General features: G+C 70.7%; 22 protein-coding genes. 15 read left to right on the top strand and 7 right to left on the bottom strand.

Annotated elements, in window-relative coordinates:
- The 7 genes from ABD366_RS36920 (at position 1) to ABD366_RS36950 (ending at position 6,718) form a co-directional block, all read left to right on the top strand.
- A complete protein-coding gene (locus tag ABD366_RS36920) occupies positions 1–1,251 on the top strand; it encodes a macrolide family glycosyltransferase (protein ID WP_324766078.1) in 1,251 nt (416 codons plus the stop codon).
- Entirely contained in the window at positions 1,248–2,222 is a 975-nt protein-coding gene (locus ABD366_RS36925) for an ATP-binding cassette domain-containing protein (RefSeq protein WP_324766079.1), read from the top strand. The genes ABD366_RS36920 and ABD366_RS36925 overlap by 4 nt, the downstream gene beginning before the upstream one ends.
- Complete coding sequence (locus tag ABD366_RS36930) at positions 2,219–3,022, top strand: ABC transporter permease (protein ID WP_324766080.1); 804 nt, start codon at positions 2,219–2,221, stop codon at positions 3,020–3,022. The genes ABD366_RS36925 and ABD366_RS36930 overlap by 4 nt, the downstream gene beginning before the upstream one ends.
- Before the next feature lie 36 nt (positions 3,023–3,058).
- Entirely contained in the window at positions 3,059–4,282 is a 1,224-nt protein-coding gene (locus tag ABD366_RS36935; RefSeq protein ID WP_324766081.1) for an aminotransferase class I/II-fold pyridoxal phosphate-dependent enzyme, read from the top strand.
- A 26-nt stretch (positions 4,283–4,308) separates the two neighbouring features.
- Positions 4,309–4,752 (top strand): sugar 3,4-ketoisomerase, encoded by a 444-nt coding sequence (locus ABD366_RS36940; protein WP_324766082.1) that lies wholly within the window; start codon positions 4,309–4,311, stop codon positions 4,750–4,752.
- Positions 4,749–5,882, top strand: coding sequence for a DegT/DnrJ/EryC1/StrS family aminotransferase (locus tag ABD366_RS36945; RefSeq protein WP_324766083.1), 1,134 nt, complete (start codon positions 4,749–4,751; stop codon positions 5,880–5,882). The genes ABD366_RS36940 and ABD366_RS36945 overlap by 4 nt, the downstream gene beginning before the upstream one ends.
- 98 nt (positions 5,883–5,980) lie before the next feature.
- Complete coding sequence (locus ABD366_RS36950; protein ID WP_324766084.1) at positions 5,981–6,718, top strand: FkbM family methyltransferase; 738 nt, start codon at positions 5,981–5,983, stop codon at positions 6,716–6,718.
- 68 nt (positions 6,719–6,786) lie between these two features.
- Here ABD366_RS36950 and ABD366_RS36955 read toward each other — a convergent pair whose 3' ends face one another.
- Positions 6,787–8,382 (bottom strand): beta-N-acetylhexosaminidase, encoded by a 1,596-nt coding sequence (locus tag ABD366_RS36955; RefSeq protein ID WP_324766085.1) that lies wholly within the window; start codon positions 8,380–8,382, stop codon positions 6,787–6,789.
- Positions 8,383–8,576: 194 nt separating this feature from the next.
- Here ABD366_RS36955 and ABD366_RS36960 point away from each other — a divergent pair, with 194 nt between their 5' ends.
- The 5 genes from ABD366_RS36960 to ABD366_RS36980 are packed head-to-tail and all read left to right on the top strand — an operon-like array spanning position 8,577 to position 14,461.
- On the top strand, positions 8,577–9,848 hold the full coding sequence (locus ABD366_RS36960; RefSeq protein WP_324766086.1) for a macrolide family glycosyltransferase: 1,272 nt from the start codon (positions 8,577–8,579) through the stop codon (positions 9,846–9,848).
- Positions 9,845–10,753: a glucose-1-phosphate thymidylyltransferase RfbA gene (gene rfbA, locus ABD366_RS36965; RefSeq protein WP_324766087.1), complete on the top strand. Its 909-nt coding sequence runs from the start codon at positions 9,845–9,847 to the stop codon at positions 10,751–10,753. The genes ABD366_RS36960 and rfbA overlap by 4 nt, the downstream gene beginning before the upstream one ends.
- A complete protein-coding gene (locus tag ABD366_RS36970) occupies positions 10,750–11,967 on the top strand; it encodes a macrolide family glycosyltransferase (RefSeq protein ID WP_324766088.1) in 1,218 nt (405 codons plus the stop codon). The genes rfbA and ABD366_RS36970 overlap by 4 nt, the downstream gene beginning before the upstream one ends.
- Positions 11,964–13,211, top strand: a complete 1,248-nt coding sequence (locus ABD366_RS36975) for a macrolide family glycosyltransferase (protein WP_324766089.1) — start codon at positions 11,964–11,966, stop codon at positions 13,209–13,211. The genes ABD366_RS36970 and ABD366_RS36975 overlap by 4 nt, the downstream gene beginning before the upstream one ends.
- Complete coding sequence (locus ABD366_RS36980; protein ID WP_324766090.1) at positions 13,208–14,461, top strand: cytochrome P450; 1,254 nt, start codon at positions 13,208–13,210, stop codon at positions 14,459–14,461. The genes ABD366_RS36975 and ABD366_RS36980 overlap by 4 nt, the downstream gene beginning before the upstream one ends.
- Before the next feature lie 80 nt (positions 14,462–14,541).
- On the opposite strand, the gene rfbB is transcribed toward ABD366_RS36980, so the two are convergent.
- The 5 genes from rfbB to mqnE are packed head-to-tail and all read right to left on the bottom strand — an operon-like array spanning position 14,542 to position 19,161.
- On the bottom strand, positions 14,542–15,495 hold the full coding sequence (gene rfbB / locus ABD366_RS36985) for a dTDP-glucose 4,6-dehydratase (protein ID WP_324766091.1): 954 nt from the start codon (positions 15,493–15,495) through the stop codon (positions 14,542–14,544).
- A gap of 14 nt (positions 15,496–15,509) precedes the next feature.
- Positions 15,510–16,715: a cyclic dehypoxanthinyl futalosine synthase gene (mqnC, locus tag ABD366_RS36990; RefSeq protein WP_324766092.1), complete on the bottom strand. Its 1,206-nt coding sequence runs from the start codon at positions 16,713–16,715 to the stop codon at positions 15,510–15,512.
- A 42-nt stretch (positions 16,716–16,757) separates the two neighbouring features.
- On the bottom strand, positions 16,758–17,660 hold the full coding sequence (locus tag ABD366_RS36995) for a menaquinone biosynthetic enzyme MqnA/MqnD family protein (RefSeq protein ID WP_324766093.1): 903 nt from the start codon (positions 17,658–17,660) through the stop codon (positions 16,758–16,760).
- A complete protein-coding gene (locus ABD366_RS37000; protein ID WP_324766094.1) occupies positions 17,660–17,953 on the bottom strand; it encodes a ferredoxin in 294 nt (97 codons plus the stop codon). Before ABD366_RS37000 ends, ABD366_RS36995 begins: the two co-directional genes overlap by 1 nt.
- A gap of 41 nt (positions 17,954–17,994) precedes the next feature.
- A complete protein-coding gene (gene mqnE, locus ABD366_RS37005) occupies positions 17,995–19,161 on the bottom strand; it encodes an aminofutalosine synthase MqnE (protein WP_324766095.1) in 1,167 nt (388 codons plus the stop codon).
- 227 nt (positions 19,162–19,388) lie between these two features.
- Between mqnE and ABD366_RS37010 the strand changes: the two genes are divergently transcribed.
- Genes ABD366_RS37010 through ABD366_RS37020 form a run of 3 tightly spaced genes read left to right on the top strand, consistent with a single transcriptional unit; the run spans position 19,389 to position 21,038 of the window.
- Complete coding sequence (locus tag ABD366_RS37010; protein ID WP_324766096.1) at positions 19,389–19,808, top strand: DUF6069 family protein; 420 nt, start codon at positions 19,389–19,391, stop codon at positions 19,806–19,808.
- A 3-nt stretch (positions 19,809–19,811) separates the two neighbouring features.
- Positions 19,812–20,300, top strand: a complete 489-nt coding sequence (locus tag ABD366_RS37015) for a hypothetical protein (protein WP_324766097.1) — start codon at positions 19,812–19,814, stop codon at positions 20,298–20,300.
- Between the two features lie 12 nt (positions 20,301–20,312).
- Positions 20,313–21,038, top strand: a complete 726-nt coding sequence (locus ABD366_RS37020) for a futalosine hydrolase (RefSeq protein ID WP_344443257.1) — start codon at positions 20,313–20,315, stop codon at positions 21,036–21,038.
- Here ABD366_RS37020 and ABD366_RS37025 read toward each other — a convergent pair.
- Positions 21,032–21,194 (bottom strand): adenosylhomocysteinase (locus ABD366_RS37025; RefSeq protein WP_344443259.1); only part of this gene is annotated, 163 nt, incomplete at its 5' end. The two genes, ABD366_RS37020 and ABD366_RS37025, sit on opposite strands and share 7 nt — an antisense overlap.

A 21,194-nucleotide genomic window follows, 5' to 3' on the forward strand; every position in this document is an offset into this window, starting at 1 on the left:
ATGACGACGAAGCACGTCGCGATCTTCGTGTTCCCCGGGTACGGGCACGTGAATCCGACGCTGGAGTTCAGCCGTCTGCTGACCGGCCTCGGCCACCGGGTCAGCTACGTCCTGGACGAGCGGCTGGCGGCGCCCGTGCGGGCGGCCGGGGCCGAGGTCGTCGGCTACCCCTCACGCCGCGGCCGGCTCGGCGCGGGCACGGTCACCGGTGAGGACATCGGCGCCCTCGGCCTGGCGTTCCTGCGGGAGTCCGTCGAGGAGATCCTGCCGCGCACGCTGCGGGCGTTCGAGGAGGACGTACCGGATCTGATCCTGTACGACCTGGAGAGCTTCTTCACCGCGCGCACCGCGGCCAGGAACTGGGGGCGGCCCACCGCCCAGCTGTTCCCGTACGTGGCCTCCAACGAGCACTACTCGCTCGCCCAGGAGGTCTTCACCGGGGCCGGCGAACACCTGGGGCAGTGCATCGCCCTCGTGGCGGAGCAGCTCGCCATGGCGGGCGAGGACCCGGACGGCGTCTGGTCGTTCATGGCCAACTTCGACGAACGCAACCTCGTGCTCCTGCCGCGGGAGCTGCAGCCGCTCGGCGAGACCTTCGACGAGCGGTACACCTTCACGGGGCACAGCCTGCCGGCCGACCGGCCCCGCGTCGGTTCGTGGTCCCGCCCGGCCGGGGACGGCCCGGTGGCCCTGATCACGCTGGGCACCGAGGTGAACGACCGCCCGGACTTCTTCGAGACCTGCGGTGCCGCTTTCGCGGACGGCGACTGGCATGTGGTGGCGGCGGTCGGTCCGGGCAATCTGCCCGCCGGACCGGTGGCCGGCCACGTGGAGCTGCACGAATGGCTGGAGTTCAGCACCGTGCTGCCGCATGTGTCGGCCGTGGTCTGCCACTCCGGCATGAGCACCATCCTCGAATCCCTCTCCTTCGGCCGGCCCCTGGTGATCGTCACCTACACGCCCGAGGACCGGGTCAACAGCAGACGCGTCGCCGAACTCGGCCTGGGAGTGGAGCTGCCGGGCGAGGAGGTCACCGCCGAGCGGCTGCGGGCAGCGGTGGAGAGCGTCGCGAACGACCCCCGCATCCGCCGCCGGGCCGCCCGGATGCGGATGGACATGCTGGCCGCGGGGGGTCCGGCCCGGGCCGCGCGGTTGATCGACGGCTGGCTCGACGAACCCTTCCCGACGTCTGGAGAACCCATGAAGCACACGGCACTGCCCGCCGCCGCCCAGAGCGCGGGCGTCCGATGACGTACGCCATCGAGACCGAGGGCCTCGTCAAACGGTTCGGCAAGGTCACCGCGCTCAGCGGCCTCGACCTCGTCGCGCGCCAGGGCACCGTGCTCGGCGTCCTCGGCCCGAACGGGGCCGGTAAGACGACGGCGGTGCGCATCCTGGCCTCCCTGATGCCACCGGACGAGGGCACTGCCCGGGTCTGCGGCTTCGACGTCGCCCGCGACCCGCGCGAGGTCCGCCGCCTCATCGGCCTCACCGGCCAGTACGCGGCCATCGACGAGCAGCTCACCGGCGCGCAGAACATCTCCATGGTGGCCCGGCTCCTGGGCTTCAAGCGGCCCGCGGCCAAGCGGCGGACGGCGGAGCTCCTGGAGCGGTTCGGGCTCGGCCACGCCGCCGACCGCAAGGCGCAGACGTACTCGGGCGGCATGCGCCGCAGGCTCGACCTCGCCGTCAGTCTGGTGGGCGACCCCGCGGTGCTCTACCTCGACGAGCCGACCACCGGGCTGGACCCGGAGAGCCGCCACGAACTGTGGGACATCGTGCGCGGTCTGGTCACCAACGGTTCGACGGTCCTGCTGACCACGCAGTACCTGGAAGAGGCCGACCGGCTCGCCGACGACATCGTGGTGATCGACGGCGGCGCGGCCATCGCGACCGGCACCCCCGAGGAGCTGAAGGCGAAGACCGACCGGCAGACGCTGGAGATCCAGCCCGCCGCGGCCGGCGATCTCGAGGCCACCCTGCGGATCGTCGAGGAGCTCAGCGGTGTCCGGCCCCTCGCGGACGGCAGCCGGCTGCGTATCCAGGTCAATGACTCGGCCCTGCCGAGCGCGGTGCTGCGGCGCCTCGACGAGTCCGGGATCGAGGTCACCGAGCTGGCGCTGCGCCAGCCCAGCCTCGACGAGGTGTTCCTGTCCCTGACCGGGACCCAGGGCAGGAAGAACCGCGAACTCGCGGACCGGATGGAACGGAGCAGTTCATGACCGCGTACGCCCACCCCCAGCCCATGCCCCGGCTGAATCTGCTGACGACGACCCGGCACTGCCTGACCCTGGGCGGACGCAACCTGCTGCACCTCAAGGGGAACCCGGGCGAGATCCTGGGCTTCGCCGTCGTCCAGCCCCTGATGGTGATCGCGCTGCTGGTGTACGTCTTCGGTGGCGCGATCGCCGGGGACACCCAGACGTATCTGCAGTACGCGCTGCCGGGCCTGCTCGTGCAGTCGTCGGTCACTTCCGTGCTCGCCACCGGCACCGGACTGCACCAGGACATCAGCAACGGTCTCTTCGACCGGCTGCGCAGCCTGCCCATCGCCCGGATCGCGCCGCTGATAGGCCATCTGATCGGCACCATGGTGCGCGTCTCGGCCGGGCTGCTCATGCTGCTGGTCGTGGGCGCGGTGCAGGGCTTCGAGGTACGTGTCGGGATCTGGTCCGCGCTGGGCGGCATGCTGCTGGTCGCGCTGTTCGCCGCGGGGCTCGCCTGGCTGTCGATGCTGGTCGGCCTGGCCGCCAGGTCGGCCACCACCGTGCACATGTTCTCCGGTGTGCTGGCGGTCCCGCTCACGTTCTGCAGCAACGTGTTCGTCAAGACCGACACCATGCCCGGCTGGCTCCAGACGTGGGCCGACATCAACCCGATCTCGCAGGAGGCCACCGCGCTGCGCGCGCTGATGTCGGGCGGCCCGGTCGGCAACTCGGTGTGGTGGACGCTCGGCTGGACCGTGGTGATGACGGCCGTCTTCGCCCCGCTCTCCATCCGGGCGTACCGGAGACAGGTCTGAAGTGGACCGCACCGCTCGTGGAGGGGGACCGTTCGGATGAAACACGGCATACAGGATCTGGCGCTGTTCGGGGGAACACCGGCGTTCGTGGAGAACCACCGGGTGGGCAGGCCGAACCAGGGTGACCGCAGTCGGTTCCTGGAGCGGATGAACCGGGTCCTGGACGGTGAGTGGCTGTCCAACAACGGCCCCCTCGTGCACGAGTTCGAGGAGCGCGTGGCGGAGCTCGCGGGCGTGCGCCACTGCGTCTCCGTGTGCAACGCGACCGTGGCGCTGCAGATGCTGGTCGGTGACGCGGCCACCGCGGGCGTCCCCGGCGACGAGGTGATCATTCCGGCGCTGACCTTCCCGGCCACGGCACACGCCGTGGCCTGGCGGGGTCTTCGGCCGGTCGTCTGCGACGTCGACCCGCTGACCGGGCTGATCGACCCCGGCCGGGTCGAGGCGCTGATCACACCCAGGACCCGGGCCATCATCGGCGTCCACCTGTGGGGCCAGGCCTGCGACGTACGACGCCTGGAGAAGATCGCCGACTGCTACCGGCTGCGGCTGTACTTCGACGCGGCGCCCGCCCTCGGCTGCACCCACGGGGACACCCCGATCGGGGGCTTCGGCGACGCGGAGGTGTTCAGCTTCCACGCCACGAAGGTCGTCAACTCCTTCGAGGGTGGCGCGATCGTCACCGACGACGACGCCCTGGCCGGACGGCTGCGGGCCGTCAGGAACTTCGGCTTCGGACCGGACGGCCGGGTCGAAGAAGTGGGCACCAACGCCAAACTGAACGAGGCCGCGGCCGCGATGGGCCTGACGTCGCTCGACGCACTCGAGGACACCATCGCCCACAACCGCGCCAACTACGAGACCTACCGGTCCGCGCTCGCCGGCGTCGCCGGGGTGCGGCCGCTGGAGTACGACGCGCGGCACCGCAACACCCACCACTACGCGATGGTCACCGTGGACGGGCCGGCCACCGGTCTGCACCGGGATGTGCTGCTGGATGTGCTGCGCGCGGAGAACATCCTCGCCCAGCCGTATTTCGCCCAGCCCATGCACCGTCTTCGGCCGTACCTCGACGAGTCGACCGCAGCGCTGCCCTGGGCCGAGGAACTGTGCGGGCAGCTGCTCGCCCTGCCCACCGGCCCCAAGGTCAGCGCCGAGGACGTCGGGATCATCTGCGATGTCGTACGGGTCGCCGCGGCCCACGGGCCAGAGGTGACCGCAACCCGGCGTGCCGGCCCCGTCGGCACCGCCGTTCAGTAGCCGGACAGGAGCGAGGAGTGGCTGCGATGGCAGCGAGCACCACCGGGAAGCAGGTCGGCAGGGTCAAGCCCAGCCGGATCGTCGATCTCCAACAGCACAGGGACGAGCGCGGCTGCATATCGATCGCCGAGTCACGGTGGACCGCCGGATTCCCGATCCGGCGCGTCTACTTCCTCCACGAGGTGACGGACGGCGCGTCGCGGGGCGGACACGCGCACCGCGAGCTGGAACAGCTCTTCATCGCCGCTCACGGCGGTTTCACCCTCCGGCTCGACGACGGTTTCCATCAGGCCGAGCACCGGCTGGACACCCCCGGGACGGCGCTGTACGTCGGCCCGATGGTGTGGCGGGACCTCAGTGACTTCTCCCCCGACGGCGTCTGCCTCGTGCTGGCGTCGCACCACTACGACGAGGCGGACTACTACCGCGAGTACGAGGAGTTCCTGCGCGACAGCCGGAGGCAGACGTGACCAAGGTTCCCTTCTTCGACCTGCTCGAACTGCACGCGGTCACCGGCGTCCAGGAGGAGATCGACGCGGCCGTGCTGCGGGTGTCGCGCTCCGGCCGCTACATCCTGGGACGCGAACTGGAGGCCTTCGAGGCGGCTTTCGCGGCGTACTGCGAGAACGCCCACTGTGTCGCGACGGGAAGCGGCCTGGCCGCTCTGGAACTGGCGCTCAGGGCCCTCGGCGTCGGCCCCGGGGACGAGGTGATCGTCCCCGCGCACACCTTCATCGGCACCTGGCTCGCGGTCTCCGCGACCGGTGCGCGCCCGGTTCCCGTGGAGCCCGCCGAGGGTTCGTTCCTCCTCGACACCGGGCAGCTGGAGGCGGTCGTCACCGCGCGCACGCGCGCCGTGCTGCCGGTGCACCTGTACGGGCACCCCGTCGACCTGGACGCCGTGCGGCGGTTCGCCGACCGGCACGGCCTCGCCGTGCTCGAGGACGCGGCGCAGGCACACGGAGCCCGCCACCGCGGCCGACGGATCGGCAGCGGCCACGCCGTGGCGTTCAGCTTCTACCCCGGCAAGAACCTGGGCGCCCTCGGCGACGGCGGCGCCGTCGTCACCGACGACCCTGAACTCGCGGCCCGGCTGCGGCTGTTGCGCAACTACGGGTCCCGCGAGAAGTACGTGCACCAGGAGCGGGGAGCCAACTCCCGGCTCGACGAGATACAGGCGGCGGTGCTCGCCACGAAGCTGCCGCACCTGGACGCCTGGAACGAGCGGCGCCGGGTCGTCGCCCGCCGTTACACGGAGGCGTTCGAGGACCTGCCGGGACTTCTCACCCCGGAGTCGGCGCCGTGGTCCGAGCACGTCTGGCACCAGTACGTCCTGCGCACCCCGCACAGGGAGCTGCTGGCCGCGCGGCTGGAGGAGGCCGGCGTGGGGACACTGATCCACTATCCGGTGGCCGTCCACCGCACGCCCGCCTACGCCGGACAGGGGCTCGAGCCGGCCGGCGGCCTGCCGAGGACGGAGCGGCTGGCCGACGAGGTGCTGAGTCTGCCCATCGGCCCGCACCTGCCCGACCACACGATCGATCTGGTCGTGGATGCCGTACGGAGCGCGGCTCTCGGGCTGCCGCACCACGCGCGTTAGTTGTTCCACTAGAGGCGGTGACTTGAGCGCCGGGTGCCGCACCCCGCGCCGATAGCCTCCTTCAGTCATTCACCTTTCGGGTCGACAAAGGGGCGATCGTGACGGAACTTGTCGAACTGGGCGACGGCCTGCAGGTGTACACGCAGAGCGTCCTCGAAGCGCAGTACATCTACGACGAGATCTTCCAGCAGGGCTGTTACAGCGGGGTCGAACTCCCCGACCGTCCGCTCGTGTTCGACATCGGCGGAAACATCGGCATGTTCGTCCTGTACATCAAGAACAAGTACCCGGACGCGGAGGTCGTCTCCTTCGAGCCGATGCCTGACTCCATAGAGCTGTTCGGCAAGAACATGGACCTGCACGGTCTCGGCGACGTCACCCTGCACCGGACGGCCCTCGGCAGCACCGCGGAGTCCGGCGTCACCTTCTCCTTCTTCCCCATGCTCCCGGCGAACTCCACCAGGTATCCGGAGATCAAGGAGCAGCCCAAGGACCAGATGGCCCAGAAGGTCGACCGCGCCCTCGTCGACCAGATGTACTACGCCCAGGAGGTGACCGTCGACGTGCAACGCCTGGCGGCCTTCCTGCCCACGGACCGGGACATCGATCTGCTCAAGGTCGACGTGGAGGGCGCCGAGGCCGACGTACTGCTCGGCATCGACGCGTCCCAGTGGCCGCGCATCCGCCGGGCCGTCGTCGAGGTCGCCGATCTCGACGACCAGTTGGAGCGGGTCTGCGCCATCCTGCGCGACAACGGCTTCAAGGTCGATCCCCAACGGGCGCCGCTCACCGATGAAGCGGACCGCTACTTCATGGTGCACGCCACCCGCGACTGATCCTGCCGCACAGCACTCGGGCCCGGCGCTCCCCCGCCGGGCCCGAGTGCTGTGCCGCTCGGTTCTGCTCAGCTGCCCAGCGGCCAGGGCACGTCGGGCGACGGATAGTAGTTCACCCGCGACTCGCGCAGTCGGGGCCCCTGCGCGGCGAGGCGCGGCTTGAAGGTGTCCCAGTCGTGCGTGGACGCCTTCGCCCAGCCGATCTCGGCGATGGACAGCATCCTCGGGAACGCCAGGTTCTCCGCCTGGTTGATGCCGAACACCGTCTCCGTGAAGAGCGCCGCCTCGACGCCGGCGATCGAGTTCGCGGGCAGCCCCGCGAGCTGCTCCTCCGGCTTCCAGTCGTAGGAGTCGGCGACCGTCGTCGTGCCCGCCCAGGCGTTGCCGACGGGGTACTCGGGGTAGCTCTCCGTGTACTTCATGTCGACGTAGGCGTTGGTCGCCGGCGCCATGACGACCTTGCCGCCGGCCTTGCCCGCGGCGATCACCTGCTCGTCGTTGATGCCGGTGGTCCAGAACTCGGTCATCGTCGTCGCCGGGTCGAACGAGCCGGCCGCCTCCTGCCAGCCGAAGACCTTCTTGCCGTGCTTCTCGACCAGCTTGGCGACCTTCTCGAAGTGGCCGTCCAGCTCGGCCTGCGACAGGTCGTGCGCCTCGTCACCGCCGATGTGGATGTACGGGCCGGGGGTGAGGGCCGCGATCTCGCCGATGACGTCGTCGAGGAACTCGTACGTGACCGGGCTGTCGAGGCACAGCCGGCCGTCCTCGCTGTTCAGCCAGCCGGTGTACGGCTCCGGAGCCTTGCCGTCGCAGTTCAGCTCCGCGTAGGACGCGAGCGCCGAGTGCATGTGGATGGGGCCCTCGATCTCCGGGATCACGGTGACCCCGCGAGCGTAGGCGTAGTCGACGATGCTCTTGTACTGCTCCTGCGTGTAGAAGCCGCCCAGGATCCCACCGGTGCCGGTGCTGCCGCCGATGGTGGTGAGTTCCGGCCAGGACTTGATCTGCAGCCGCCAGCCCTGGTCGTCGATGAGGTGCATGTGCAGGTAGTTGATCTTGTACCGGGCGATGGTGTCGATGTACTTCTTCACGTCCGCGTCGGGCAGGTGGTGCCGTGCCACGTCCAGGAGAGCGCCCCGGTAGGCGTAGCGCGGCGCGTCGGAGATCACGCCGCCCCGGATCCGCCACGGCCCGGGCATCCGCTCCTGCCGGTCGGCCTTGACCGGCAGCAGCTGGCGCAGCGTCGCCACGCCGTTGAACAGGCCCTGCCGGTCGTCGGCCGAGATGGTCACGGCGCGGGACGTGACCTGCAACTGGTATCCCTCGGGCTTCGTCACCGAGTTGGCGCCGCCGAGCGCCAGCACGATGCCCGCGGGTTTCGCCGAGGCCGACAGGCCGCGCACCGGCAGGGCATACCCGGTCGGCTTGCGCAGCAGGCCCGCGAGGAAGTCGGCGGCGGCCTTCGCGTCACCGGAGCCGGCGGTCGCGTAGAGGGCCCCGTCCGGGTCCAGGTCGAAGGCGACGCCGGGCGTGGTCCGTACCTCGGCGGGCTGCGGAACGATTCTGTCGAGCGGCTCGGTGCCGCTCGCCCCGGACGGGCTGCCGGCCGAGGCCGTGGCCGTGGACAGAATGGCGGTGACCGCCAGCGCGGCCGAGACGAGCATCCCCTTCGCCCGTCGCGTGCGGCGACTCCCGGGCGGACTTGCATGTGTTCTCATCGTTGACCGTGTCTCCCCTGTGAAGCGGCCGATTGTCCTGAATCCGTCGGCAACCAGCTTGGTCAACATGGTCTAGCGGGAGCCCTAGTCTTCTTCCCGGCCTCTCGATGGCACCGCGCAGGCGTGTACATACTCACGCCGTGAATCGACGACCGGCTCAGGGCCGACGGGGACATGTCGGCGTCTGCACCTTTCCCGCGTACGCGCACATCGCACCTGCCGTGCCCATGCTGGCCGAACTGGTACGGCGTGGGCACCGAGTCACCTGCTTCGTCACGGAGCGCTTCGCCGACCTGGTGCGCTCCAGCGGCGCCGAGGCCGCCGTGTACCCCTCGGACTTCCCCTGGGCGAGCGGACCTTCGGGAACGGCGGTGGAGAACATCCTCGCGTTCTTCGAGGAGGCGATCGCCCCCCTGGAGACGGCGCTGGCCCGCTTCGACGGTGACCGTCCGGATCTCCTCGCCCATGACCTGGCGGCATCCGAGACGGCGCGGCTGCTGGCCCGCGCCTGGGACATCCCGCTCCTCCAACTCTGCCCGACCATCGCCTCCAGCCCCGGTTTCTCGATGTCCGAGCGCCAGAGCCTGGAGGTCTCCGGGCCGCCGCCGGAACCGGTCGACCCGGCCGATCCGGCGATCACCGCGTTCGTCGCCCGTAAGGAGCGGCTGCTCACCGCACACGGACTGGACGGCTCCCCGGTCGACGGCTTCGGCGCGGAGCACGGCGACAACGTCGTGTTCCTGCCCAAGGCGTTCCAGCCGGCCGCGGAGACCTTCGACGACCGGTTCTCCTTCATCGGCCCCTGCCTGGACGACGCACCGGACGGCGGCGGCTGGCAGCCACCGCCCGGCCGCCGGGTCGTCCTGCTCTCCCTGGGCAGCTCGTACACCCCCGACCAGGCCGCCTTCCTGCGCGGGTGCGTCCAGGCCCTGGCCGACTCACCGTGGCACGTGGTGGTGACCCTCGGCCACCGCGTCAGCGCCGAGGAGCTGGGCCCGCTGCCCGGCAACGTGGAGGCCCATCAATGGCTGCGGCATCCCGAAGTCCTGCGGCACGCCGCCGCGTTCATCACGCACGCCGGCATGGGCAGTGTCATGGAGTCGCTGTTCCACGGCGTCCCCATGGTGCTCGTGCCCTACCACATCGATCAGCGGGTCATCGCCGGACAGGCGGCCGACCTCGATCTGGGACGGGTCCTGCTGCGCGGATCCAGCGGCGCCGAGGAACTGCGCCGGGCGGTCGACGAGGTCGTCACCAGCCCACGGATCGCGGACGCCGTGACCGAGATGCGCCGGCGGGTGCACGAGGCCGGCGGCGCCCCGCGCGGTGCCGATGTCGTCGAGGCCCTGATGCGCCGCTCCGGACGTCCACTCACCTTCAACGCACCACCTGAGGAAGTGACTCATCCATGAAGGGCATCATTCTCGCCGGGGGCGCCGGAACGCGGCTGCACCCCGTGACGTTCGCCGTCTCCAAGCAGCTGCTCCCCGTCTACGACAAGCCCATGATCTACTACCCGCTGTCCGTGCTCATGCTCGCGGACATCCGGGACATCCTCATCATCTCGACGGCCGAGGACCAGCCGCTGTTCCAGCGTCTGCTCGGGGACGGTTCCGAGCTGGGGCTGCGCCTCACCTACGCGGTCCAGGCGGAGCCCAACGGCCTGCCCGAGGCGTTCATCATCGGCGCGGACTTCATCGGCGACGACTCGGTGGCACTGATCCTCGGCGACAACATCTTCTACGGGCCGGGGATGTCCGACTGCCTGCGCGACAGCCGCCGTGACCTGGACGGCTGCGTCCTGTTCGGCTACCACGTCAGCGACCCGGAACGCTACGGCGTCGGCGAGGTCGACGACCGGGGCCGGCTCACCGCCATCGAGGAGAAGCCCGCCCATCCGCGCACCGACCGCGCCATCACGGGCCTGTACCTCTTCGACAACGAGGTGGTGGACATCGCCAAGAACCTCGCCCCTTCGGCCCGCGGCGAGCTGGAGATCACCGATGTCATCCGGGCCTACCAGCGGCAGGGCAAGGCCCAGGTGATCGACCTCGGCCGGGGCTTCGCCTGGCTGGACACCGGCACACACGACTCGCTGCTCGACGCGGGCCAGTACGTCCAGGTCCTCGAGCGGCGGCAGGGCGTGCGGATCGCCTGCATCGAGGAGATCGCCCTGCGCCGCGGCTTCATCGACGCCGAGTCCTGCTTCCGGCGCGGTGCGCGGCTGCCCAAGTCCGGCTATGGCGAGTACGTCATGGACATCGCCAGGAAGGACGAGAGGCAGCAGGACCACCGGCAGAAGGCGGTCCTTCGATGAGCGGCCGGCACATCGCGTTCTTCAACTACGCGGCGCACGGCCATGTGAACCCCACGCTGCCGGTCGTCGCCGAACTGGTGCGCCGCGGCAACCGGGTCACGTACGTCGTCGCCGAACAGTTCGCCGACGTCGTCGCCGCGACCGGCGCCGACGTGCTCCCGTACGAGTCCGTGGTGCCCAAGTCGTGGAACACGGTGGCCATCCCGTCTAAGATCACCGGCGACGACATGGCCGAGGCGGCGGTGAACCACCTCGCCGAGGCATTCGCACCGCTCGACGCGGCGGACAAGCGGCTCGGCGAGGACCGTCCGGACCTCATGGTCTACGACGCGTTCGGGTACGCGAGCGGCCGGCTCCTCGCCCGCAAGTGGCAGCTGCCCACGGTGCTGACCGCGACCACGTTCGTCGTCAGCGAGACGTGCAACCCGTACGCCGAACTCGCCGCCACCATGTCCCCGCCCGACCCCGGCCACCCGGCCCTGGCCCGGCACCGGGAACTGCTGCGCTCCACCCTGGACGCGCACGGGCTCGGCGACCTCTCGAACGAGGAGTTCACCGGCGCCGCCGAGGAACGCACCATCGCCTTCGTGGCGCCCGAGTTCCAGCCGGGCACCGAGACGTTCGACGAACGGCACGTCTTCGTCGGACCGTGCATCGGCGACCGGGCGCTGCAAGGGCAGTGGAAGCGGCCCGACGACGGCCGCCCGGTGGTGCTCGTCGCGCTCGGCAGTTTCGGGTACGAGAACCAGGCGGCCTTCTACCGCGACGCGCTGGCCGCCCTCGCCGACCTGCCCTGGCACGTCGTGATGTCGCTCGGCGGTCTCGTCACCCCGGAAGACCTCGGGCCGCTCCCGCCGCATGTGGAAGTCGCGCCCTGGGTACCGCAGTTGTCGGTCCTCGCCCACGCCTCGGCCTTCGTCTCGCACGCCGGCATGGGCAGCACCATGGAGTCGCTCTCCTACGGGGTGCCGCCCGTGGTGGTGCCGCGCACGGGTGAACAGGACCTGGTCGCCGCCCGGGTGGCCGAACTCGGCCTCGGCCGGGCCATCGAGCCGGACGCGCTGAACGCCGAGGTGCTGCGCGGCGCGGTCCTCGGTCTCGCCGAGGACCAGGAGACCCGGGCGCGGGTGAAGGAGCTGTCCGCGAGCATCGCGGCCCGGCGCGGGCCCGCGCTGGCCGCCGACACGATCGAGGCCCGGCTGGCCGCGTCATGACCGCGGCCGACCGCACCGGCCCGCACCGGCACCTCGCCTTCCTGCCCTATCCGGCGTACGGGCACATGGTGCCGGTGCTGCCGGTCGTCGCCGAACTCGTCGAGCGCGGACACCGGGTGACGTGCTTCACCACGGAGGAGTTCACCGACCGTGTCCTCGCCACCGGGGCACGGCCCTGCCTCTACGATCCCCCGCTGTCCTCCGACCCTCCGCCGGACGTCATCGACGCCGACGAATGCGCGCGGGCCCCGCTGAAGCTGCTGGAGGCGAGCACCGCCGTGCTGCCGGCGGTCGAGGCGTGCTTCGCGGACGGGCCGCCCGACGCCGTCGCGTACGACACGACGCTGTGGCTGACCGGGCGGCTGCTGGCCGCGCGCTGGGGGCGGCCGAGCGTGCAGCTGTCCCCCACGTTCATCTCGAACGAGCACTTCAACCTCTCCGATCAGCACACGGAGTTCGCCGGGGAGATCGACCCGGCGCATCCGGCGATCGTCGCGTTCGGGGAGCGGCTCAAGGAGATCGTGACCGGCAGCGGCCTGGCCCCCGACCGGCAGGCCGAACTGTTCTACGGGCACGAGGAGTTCACGGTCGCCTTCGTGCCGAAGGAGTTCCAGTTCGCCGGGGGGACCTTCGACGAGCGCCATGTCTTCGTCGGACCGACGACGCCGGTGCCCGCCGCGGCGTCCGCCGGTACCGCATGGCGGCCGCCGGCGGACGGCAGGCCGGTACTGCTCGTCTCGCTCGGCACCACCGTGAACAACCGTCCCGAGTTCTTCCGCCAGTGCGTCGAGGCCTTCGCCGGTCTGCCGTGGCACATCGTGCTCGCGCTCGGCAAGCGGGTACGGCCCGAGGAGCTCGGGGAACTGCCGCCCCACGTGGAGGCGCACCCCTGGGTGCCGCTGCCCGAGGTCCTGGCGCACACCTCGGTGCTGCTCTGCCAGTCCGGCATGGGCAGCATCATGGAGTCCCTGCGGGCCGCGGTGCCCATGGTCGTCGTACCGCACCATCCCGAACAGCACGTCAACGCACGGCGGCTGACCGATCTCGGCCTCGCGCGGGTGGTGCGGCGCGAGGACGCCACCGCGCAGCGCCTGCGCGACGCCGTGCAGGCGGTCGCGGGCGACACCGCCCTGCGCGAGCGCGTACGGGAGATGAGCGGGCACGTGCGGTCGGCCGGCGGGGCGGCCCGTGCCGCGGACGCGATCGAACAACGGCTGCATGCCCCGTCCCTGGAAGCGAGATGACCCGGATGGCCGAGACGGCCGACACGGCACGGACCGAACCGGTGACCCTGCCCACCGCCCGCACCTGCCCCTTCGACCCTCCCGCCGAGTACGCGCGGCTGCGCGCCGGCTGTCCGGTGGCGCCGCTGAAGCTGACCGTCGGGCCGGGGGACGGGGACGGCTGGCTGGTCACCGGGCTCGCCGACGCGCGCGCCGTACTGAGCGACCGGCGCTTCAGCCACCGCAACGAGCTGATCGGCCTGCCCATCCCCCCGCCGTTCGCGATGGCCGGCTATGCCCCGCCGCCCGCCGCTCCCGGCGCCTTCATCAAGATGGACCAGCCGGACCACTCGCGCTACCGGCGGCTGCTGACCCGCCGGTTCACGATGCGGGCGATCGCCGCGCTGACCCCGATGATCACCGAGCTGACGCGGGAGCACCTGGACGCGATGGCCCGCCACGAGGGGCCGGTGGACCTGGTGTCCGTGTTCGCGGAGCCGCTGCCGGTCCGGGTCATGTGCGCGATGCTCGGCGTGCCCGACGCGGTGCGCGCACGCATCGAGGGCCCGCTGGCCCTGATGGCCCGGATGACGTACGAGGTCGAGGAGCTGATATCCGCCTGCACGGTCGTCGCGGAGGCTCTGCGGGAGCTGGTCGCCGCCAAACGCGCCGAGCCCGGCACGGATCTGCTCGGTGACCTCGCCCGCGACCCGGAACTCACCGACGAGGAAGTCGTGAACCTCGCCTGGGCCCTGCTCGGCGGCGGCTTCGACACGACGGCCAACATGCTCGCCCTGGGCACGTTCGCGCTCCTCGCGCATCCCGAGCAGCTGGCCCTCTTGCGGGCACGCCCCGAACTCGCCGACAGCGCGGTGGAGGAGCTGCTGCGCTACCTCACCGTCTCCCACCTCGGGGCGAGCCGCGCCGCCCTCACGGACGTCGAGCTGAACGGCGCCCGCATCAGGGCCGGTGACACGGTCGTCGTGGCGCTGCCCGCCGCCAACCGGGACCCCGCGCACTTCGCCGCCCCGGACCGTCTGGACATCACCGCCTCCGCACAGGGCCATGTGGCCTTCGGTCACGGCGAGCACCAGTGTCTCGGCCAGCACCTGGCGCGCAGCACCCTGCGCATCGCCCTGCCGATGCTGTTCGAGCGTTTTCCCGGTCTGCGCCTGGCCACGGCGGCCGAGCGGGTTCCGCTGCGCACGGACATGCTCCACTACGGCGTGCACGAACTCCCCGTCACATGGGACGGGTCCGCCTCCGCCTGACGCACAGAGGACGGCCGCGGTGGTCATCGGAGCATCCACTCCGGTGACCACCGCGGCCGCTTTCGGTCCGTGGGCTGTCGCTAGGCCGGCCACCAGTCGGGATGGTCGCGGTACCAGGCCACCGTGGTCTCCAGGCCGTCGGGGAACTCGATCGACGGCGTGAAGCCCAACTTCGTGATCTTGCTGAAGTCGAGCGAGTAGCGCAGGTCGTGGCCTTTCCGGTCGGCGACGTGGTGGATCGCTGACGCGTCGGCGCCGCAGAGTTCGACCAGGTGCTGTGCGATCGAGGCGTTGGTCACCTCGACCCCGCTGCCGATGTTGTAGACCTCGCCGGGCTTTCCGTCGGTGAGCACCAGTTGCAGGGCCGCGCAGTGGTCGGCGACGTGCAGCCACTCTCGGACGTTGCGGCCGTCACCGTAGAGCGGCACGGGTCTGCCGCGCAGCAGGTTGGTGATGAACAGCGGGATGAGCTTCTCGGCGTTCTGGTGCGGGCCGTAGTTGTTGGAGCAGCGGGTGAGCCGGATGTCGAGACCGTGGGTGCGCCGGAAGGCCAGCGCGGCCAGGTCGCTGCCCGCCTTGGACGCCGCGTAGGGCGAGTTGGGCTGCAACGGCTCGAACTCGTCCCAGGAGCCCAGCTCGATGGAGCCGTACACCTCGTCGGTGGAGACGCACAGAATGGTCGCCACGTCGTACCGTGCGCAGCTGTCGAGCAGCTGCTGGGTGCCGACCACGTTCGTCGAGGCGAACGGCACGGCCCCGGTCACCGACCGGTCCACGTGCGACTCCGCCGCGAAGTGCACCACCACGTCGTGCCCGGGCAGCACCCGGGCCAGGGCGTCCGCGTCGCGGATGTCGCCCTGGACGAAGGTCAGCCGCTCGTGCCCGAGCGGCAGGTTCGCCGTGTTGCCCGCGTAGGTGAGCAGGTCGAACACCGTGATCTCGGCGTCCTCGTACCCGGCGTACTCACCGGCGAGCATCGCCCGCACGTACTGCGAGCCGATGAAGCCCGCTCCGCCTGTGACAAATACCTTCACGTCGACCTGTCCCCTCAGCTGACCGGCAGGACCTTGAGTGCGCGGCGGCGGACGCCGTCGCCGGCGTCCACGACCGAGGAGATGTGCGAGACGACCCTCTCGTCGGCCGGGTCGGCCGCCGGGTCGTCGTGCACACGCAGGATCTCGTACGTGGTGCTGCGCTGCGCGGGTGTGCGGTCGGCGCCGCGGATCAGTTCGAGCAGTTCGGGCAGGTTCGAGCGGTGCTTGGCCCCGGCCGAGGAGACGACGTTCTCCTCCAGCATCACCGAGCCGAGGTCGTCGGCGCCGTAGTGCAGGGTCAGCTGGCCGATCTCCTTGCCCGTGGTGAGCCACGAACCCTGGATGTGCGCCACGTTGTCGAGGAAGAGCCGGGCGACGGCGATCATCCGCAGGTACTCCAGCGAGGTCGCCTGCGTCCGTCCGCGCAGCTTGTTGTTCTCCGGCTGGTACGTGTACGGGATGAAGGCGCGGAACCCGCCGGTGCGGTCCTGCACGTCGCGGATCATGCGCAGGTGCTCGATGCGCTCGGCGTTGGTCTCGCCGGTGCCCATGAGCATCGTGGTGGTGGACTCCAGACCGAGCCCGTGCGCGGTCTCCATGATCTCCAGCCAGCGCTCGCCGGACTCCTTGAGCGGGGCGATGGCGGTGCGCGGGCGGGCGGGCAGCAGTTCGGCGCCCGCCCCGGCGAACGAGTCGAGTCCGGCGTCGCGGATGCGGGTGATCGCCTCCTCGACGGGGACACCCGAGACCTTCGCCATGTGCGCGACCTCGGAGGCGCCGAGCGAGTGGATCACCAGCTGGGGGAAGCGCTCCTTGATGGCGGAGAACATGCTCTCGTAGTACTCGACGCCGTACTCCGGGTGGTGCCCGCCCTGGAACATGATCTGGGTGCCGCCGAGTTCCACGGTCTCCGCGCAGCGGCGGAGGATGTCCTCGAGATCCCGGGTCCAGCCACGCTCCGTGTCCTTGGGCGGGGCGTAGAACGCGCAGAACTTGCACGCCGTCACACAGACGTTGGTGTAGTTGATGTTCCGCTCGATGATGTACGTCGCCAGGTTCTCCCGGCCGGCGTACCGGCGGCGGCGTACCGCGTCGGCGGCCTGGCCGAGGGCGTGCAGCGGTGCGTGCCGATAGAGCTCCAGTGCCTCGTCGGGCGTGAGGCGGCCTCCGGTGGCGGCGCGGTCCAGAGCAGCAGTGAGATGACTGGTCGGGATGGCCATCGGGCCACCTTTCTGTTTGCGGATGGTTCGAGGTGCGCGGCGTTACCCGGCGCGCTCGGTGTCCAGCAGGTGGATGCCCGGGTCCGCCGGGAAGCCGGCGGCGCTTCCGCCGACGCGGCGGGCGAATTCGCGCAGGCCGGCGAGTTGCCGGTCGCCCAGGTCGAAGTCGAGCGCGGAGAGGTAGTAGCGCTTGAGGGTGTCGGCGTCGAACTCCGCCCAGCGGGCGGCCTTGTGGCACACCACGTCGATCTCGTCGAGGAAGAGCGCGCGCGAGGCGAGGAAACCGGCGTGCACCTCACGGACCAGTGCGGCGTGCTCGGCGACGAACTCGCGCCGGGCGGCGAACACCGCGAAGACGAACGGCAGCCCGGTCCACTCCCGCCACATCTCGGCCAGGTCGTACACCTGGAACCCGAAGGTGTCGGCCTGCAGGAGCGAGGCGCGCAGCGCGGCGTCGCCGATCACCACGGCCGCCGGTGCACCCGCCATCATGGTGGGCAGATCCGGCGGGCAGCTGAAGTACTCGGGCCGCACGCCGATCTTCTCGCTGAGCAGCAGCTCGGCCAGGCGCACGGTCGTGCGGCTGGTGGTGGTGCAGGCCAGCGGGACTCCGTCGAGCTGGTCCAGCGGCACTTTGCTGAGCAGCAGGCAGGACATCACGGGCCCGTCCGCGCCGACCGCGATGTCGGGGAGGACCACCAGGTCCTCGGCGTGGCGCAGGTATTCCATGACGCTGATCGCGCTGATGTCCAGCTCGCCCGCGACCAGGGCGTCGCTCAGCCGCTCCGGCGAGTCCCGGCGCAGATCCAGGTCGAGAAGGCTGCCGGTGCGGGCAAGGCCCCAGTACAGCGGAAGGCAGTTGAGGAAGTCGATGTGGCCGACGCGCGGGCGGCCTGCGTCGGCGGCCCGGGCCGCGAGGGCGGGCGCGTCGGTGACCGCCGTCATCAGGCGTCCGCCGCATCCGGTCCGAGGACCTCGACGCCGTCGCTCGTCCGGCGCACGTGGATGCACTCCCCCGGGCACTCCTTCACGGAGTCGGTGACGTCGCGCAGGGCGATGGTCGGTACCAGGACCGTGGCCCCCGCCTCCTGCAACAGTTCGCCGTCCGTGGTCCTGACGTAGGCCAGGCCGTCGATGTCCAGCTCGAAGACGTCGGGCGCGTACTGGCTGCAGATCCCGTCCCCCGTGCACAGATCCTGGTCGATCCAGACCTCGAGGGTCTCGTCCTGTCCGGTCAACGCACACACCTGCCGATACTTGTCGGAATTACGTTCATGGGTCAGACCCGCATGGGCTGGGGAGTCTCCCGGAGCTGCGGATCCGGGCCCTCGTATTCGCGGACGATCTCGTAGAGCGTGTTGCGCTCCACGGGCTGGAAGCCGGCGTCGCGGATCAGGTCGAGCAGGCCCTCGCGGGACATCTTGTCCGGCGTTCCGTAGTCGTCCGCGTCATGCGTGATCTTGTACTCGACGACGGAGCCGTCGATGTCGTCGGCGCCGTGGTTGAGCGCGAGCGCCGCGGTGTTGAGGCCGTGCATCACCCAGAAGACCTTCACGTGCGGCACGTTGTCGAAGAGCAGCCGCGAGACCGCGAACGTCTTCAGGGACTCCGCCGGTGTGGCCATCTTCGTCCTGGCCATGAGGCGGTTGCGTTCCTTGCCGTCCATGGAGTCGTGGAAGTCGTGCTGGTAGCGCAGCGGGATGAAGACCTGGAACCCGCCGGTCTCGTCCTGCAGTTCACGCAGGCGCAGCACGTGGTCGACGCGGTGACGCGGCTCCTCGATGTGCCCGTACAGCATCGTGCAGGGCGTCTTGATGCCCTTCTCGTGCGCCAGGCGGTGGATGCGCGACCAGTCCTCCCAGTGGGTCCTGTGGTCGACGATCTGCTGGCGGATCTCCCAGTCGAAGATCTCGGCGCCGCCGCCGGTCAGGGACTCCAGGCCCGCGTCGATCAGCTCGTCGAGGATGTCGCTCGCCGAGAGCCCGGAGATCGACTCGAAGTGATGGATCTCCGTGGCGGTGAACGCCTTGACGGACACCGTGGGCGGCAGCGTCTCCTTCAGCGCCCGGATCGAGCGCGGGTAGTAGCGCCAGGGCAGAGTCGGGTGCAGCCCGTTGACCAGGTGCAGCTCGGTCAGCTGCTCCGACTCCATCGCCTTGGCCAGCTTCACGGCCTCCTCGATGCGCATCGTGTACGCGTCCTTCTCGCCCGGCTTGCGCTGGAACGAGCAGTAGGCGCACGAGGCGGTGCACACGTTGGTCATGTTGAGGTGGCGGTTGATGTTGAAGTGAACGACGTTGCCGTTCTTGCGCGTGCGTACCTCGTTGGCCAGGCCGCCGAGCCAGGCGAGGTCGTCGCACTCGTACAGTGCGATGCCGTCCTCACGGCTGAGACGTTCGCCGGCTGCGACCTTCTGTTCGATCTCGCGTCTGAATCCTGCGTCCACCCGTGCGTCTCCTCAGCGTCAAGTCCGGCATGGGAACGGTCTGCTCGGCCCCGCCACCACAACAGCCCAGGGCAGCGCAGCTCCATGCTGGCAAAGGCACCGCTAAGAGAATCCCTACAGATCCGATCCACCTCGCGCTCCACGGTGGGCAGTTGCCCGTACCGTGAGCCATCGCAAAGGCCCCCCTCCAAGCCGGGTCACGCGCATCGGCGTAAGGATGAAGACGCATGTCGAATACAGCGACCGCCTCCCCCACCCGGCAGTTCGCCGGCGGACGGATCGTCTACCCCCTGGCCGCCACCGTGGCGGCCGTCGTCGTCTGGCTCATAGCGCACTCCGCCCTCGACATCGACCTCAAGGCGAAGGCGGCCGGCGGAGACGTCCAGACCATCGGGCTGCCCCTCGTCATCGGTGTGACTCTCCTGGTGGGCTTCGCCGCCTGGGGCGTGGTGGCGCTGCTCGAGCGCAGGTCCCCGGTCGCGCGCACCCGGTGGACCGTGATCGCGTCGGCCGTGTTCGTGCTGTCCCTGCTCGGACCGGCCGGCAGCGGCCAGGGCGGCTCGGCCAAGGCCGCGCTGCTGTGCCTGCACCTCGTCGTGGCCCTGGTACTGATCCCCGGGTTCGCCCGCACCGCCCGGAAGGACTGAGGCATGGCGAAGACCTCCCTGACCCTGCGCAAGCGGGGTGACTCCTTCGTCGTCGACGGCGGCAGGTCCCCGGCAGCCGCGCTGAAGTTCGGCCGCGGCATGCAGACGGGCACCATCACCGTGGACGGCCGGGCGCTACCGATCGCGGCCCATGGCCCGATGCGGACCGGGGCCACGCTCGGCGGCGACGAACCGGTGCTGCGCCTGGACGGCCACGGGGCGTTCGTGCCCCCGCGCATGGCCCCGGTGGAGTGGCGGTACTCACGGCCCCGCCGCGGCCGCTACCACGCGGCACTCGTCCGGGGCTCCGACGTGATCGACTTCTCGGTGACCCGGTTCAGCGGCAAGGCCGTCGAGATCACGGTCGGCGGTGACTGGGACCAGCTCGAACTGGTCGTGCTCGCGGGCTCCTTCGCGCTGCTGTCACGCCGCCGCGGCGACGCCTACCGCACGATGACCATCGTCGGCGCCATCGGCCCGCACGCCCGCTGAGCCGCGTCCCTGATGCGCATACTCGTCGTCACCGCGGTCGCCGCGGAACGGGACGCGGTGGCGGGCGCCCTCGGCGGCCCGCCCGCGCGGATCCCGCTCGCCTCGTACGTGCTGCACCGGGTGACGTCGGGCGCCGTCACGTTCGATCTGCTGGCCGCCGGGGTGGGCCCCGCGGCCGCCGCCGCGGCGACGGCCGCAGCGCTCGCCGGATCCGGGTACGACCTGGCCGTCAGTGCGGGGATCGGCGGCGGCTTCCTGCCGATGGCGCCGGTCGGTTCGCTCGTCGTGGCGGACGAACTCGTCGCGGCGGACCTGGGCGCGGAGACCGCCGACGGCTTCGTGCCGGTCACCGAGCTGGGCTTCGGCACCGTCGCGCACCGGACGGACGCGGCGCTCGTGGCCCGGATCGCCGAGGCGACCGGGGCGCGCACGGGCGCGGTGCTCACCGTGTCCACCGTGACCGGGAGCGCCCTGCGCGCCGCCGAGTTGCGGGGCCGCCACCCGGACGCCCTCGCCGAGGCGATGGAGGGGTTCGGCGTCGCCGAGGCCGGTGCCGCGGCCGGCTGCCCGGTGGTGGAGCTGCGCGCCATCTCCAATCCGGTCGGGCCGCGCGACCGTGCGCAGTGGCGCATCGGTGAGGCGCTCGCGGCCCTCGCCAGGGCCTTCGAGCGGCTCGTGCCCGTACTCGAAGGCCTGGCGCCGGATCCCCGGAGGCTGCCCGGCAGCGGTGTTCAGTAGCGGTAGTGGTCCGACTTGTACGGACCCTCGACCTCGACACCGATGTACGACGCCTGCTCCGGACGGAGCGTCGTCAGCTTCACACCGAGCGAGTCCAGGTGGAGACGGGCGACCTTCTCGTCCAGGTGCTTGGGCAACACGTAGACGTCGGTCGGG

This window comes from Streptomyces kunmingensis (assembly GCF_039533535.1).
Lineage (GTDB): Bacteria > Actinomycetota > Actinomycetes > Streptomycetales > Streptomycetaceae > Streptomyces > Streptomyces kunmingensis.

What these genes read in the sequence shown, in the direction of transcription:
- ABD366_RS36980 (WP_324766090.1), top strand. Translation starts at nt 13,208, where the DNA reads ATGACCCGGATGGCCGAGACGGCCGACACGGCACGGACCGAACCGGTG.
- ABD366_RS36920 (WP_324766078.1), top strand. Translation starts at nt 1, where the DNA reads ATGACGACGAAGCACGTCGCGATCTTCGTGTTCCCCGGGTACGGGCAC.
- ABD366_RS36970 (WP_324766088.1), top strand. Translation starts at nt 10,750, where the DNA reads ATGAGCGGCCGGCACATCGCGTTCTTCAACTACGCGGCGCACGGCCAT.
- ABD366_RS36940 (WP_324766082.1), top strand. Translation starts at nt 4,309, where the DNA reads ATGGCAGCGAGCACCACCGGGAAGCAGGTCGGCAGGGTCAAGCCCAGC.
- ABD366_RS36935 (WP_324766081.1), top strand. Translation starts at nt 3,059, where the DNA reads ATGAAACACGGCATACAGGATCTGGCGCTGTTCGGGGGAACACCGGCG.
- ABD366_RS36925 (WP_324766079.1), top strand. Translation starts at nt 1,248, where the DNA reads ATGACGTACGCCATCGAGACCGAGGGCCTCGTCAAACGGTTCGGCAAG.
- ABD366_RS36975 (WP_324766089.1), top strand. Translation starts at nt 11,964, where the DNA reads ATGACCGCGGCCGACCGCACCGGCCCGCACCGGCACCTCGCCTTCCTG.
- ABD366_RS36995 (WP_324766093.1), bottom strand. Translation starts at nt 17,660, where the DNA reads ATGACGGCGGTCACCGACGCGCCCGCCCTCGCGGCCCGGGCCGCCGAC.
- ABD366_RS36930 (WP_324766080.1), top strand. Translation starts at nt 2,219, where the DNA reads ATGACCGCGTACGCCCACCCCCAGCCCATGCCCCGGCTGAATCTGCTG.
- rfbA (WP_324766087.1), top strand. Translation starts at nt 9,845, where the DNA reads ATGAAGGGCATCATTCTCGCCGGGGGCGCCGGAACGCGGCTGCACCCC.
- mqnC (WP_324766092.1), bottom strand. Translation starts at nt 16,715, where the DNA reads ATGGCCATCCCGACCAGTCATCTCACTGCTGCTCTGGACCGCGCCGCC.
- ABD366_RS36955 (WP_324766085.1), bottom strand. Translation starts at nt 8,382, where the DNA reads ATGCTCGTCTCGGCCGCGCTGGCGGTCACCGCCATTCTGTCCACGGCC.
- ABD366_RS37020 (WP_344443257.1), top strand. Translation starts at nt 20,313, where the DNA reads ATGCGCATACTCGTCGTCACCGCGGTCGCCGCGGAACGGGACGCGGTG.
- ABD366_RS37010 (WP_324766096.1), top strand. Translation starts at nt 19,389, where the DNA reads ATGTCGAATACAGCGACCGCCTCCCCCACCCGGCAGTTCGCCGGCGGA.
- ABD366_RS37015 (WP_324766097.1), top strand. Translation starts at nt 19,812, where the DNA reads ATGGCGAAGACCTCCCTGACCCTGCGCAAGCGGGGTGACTCCTTCGTC.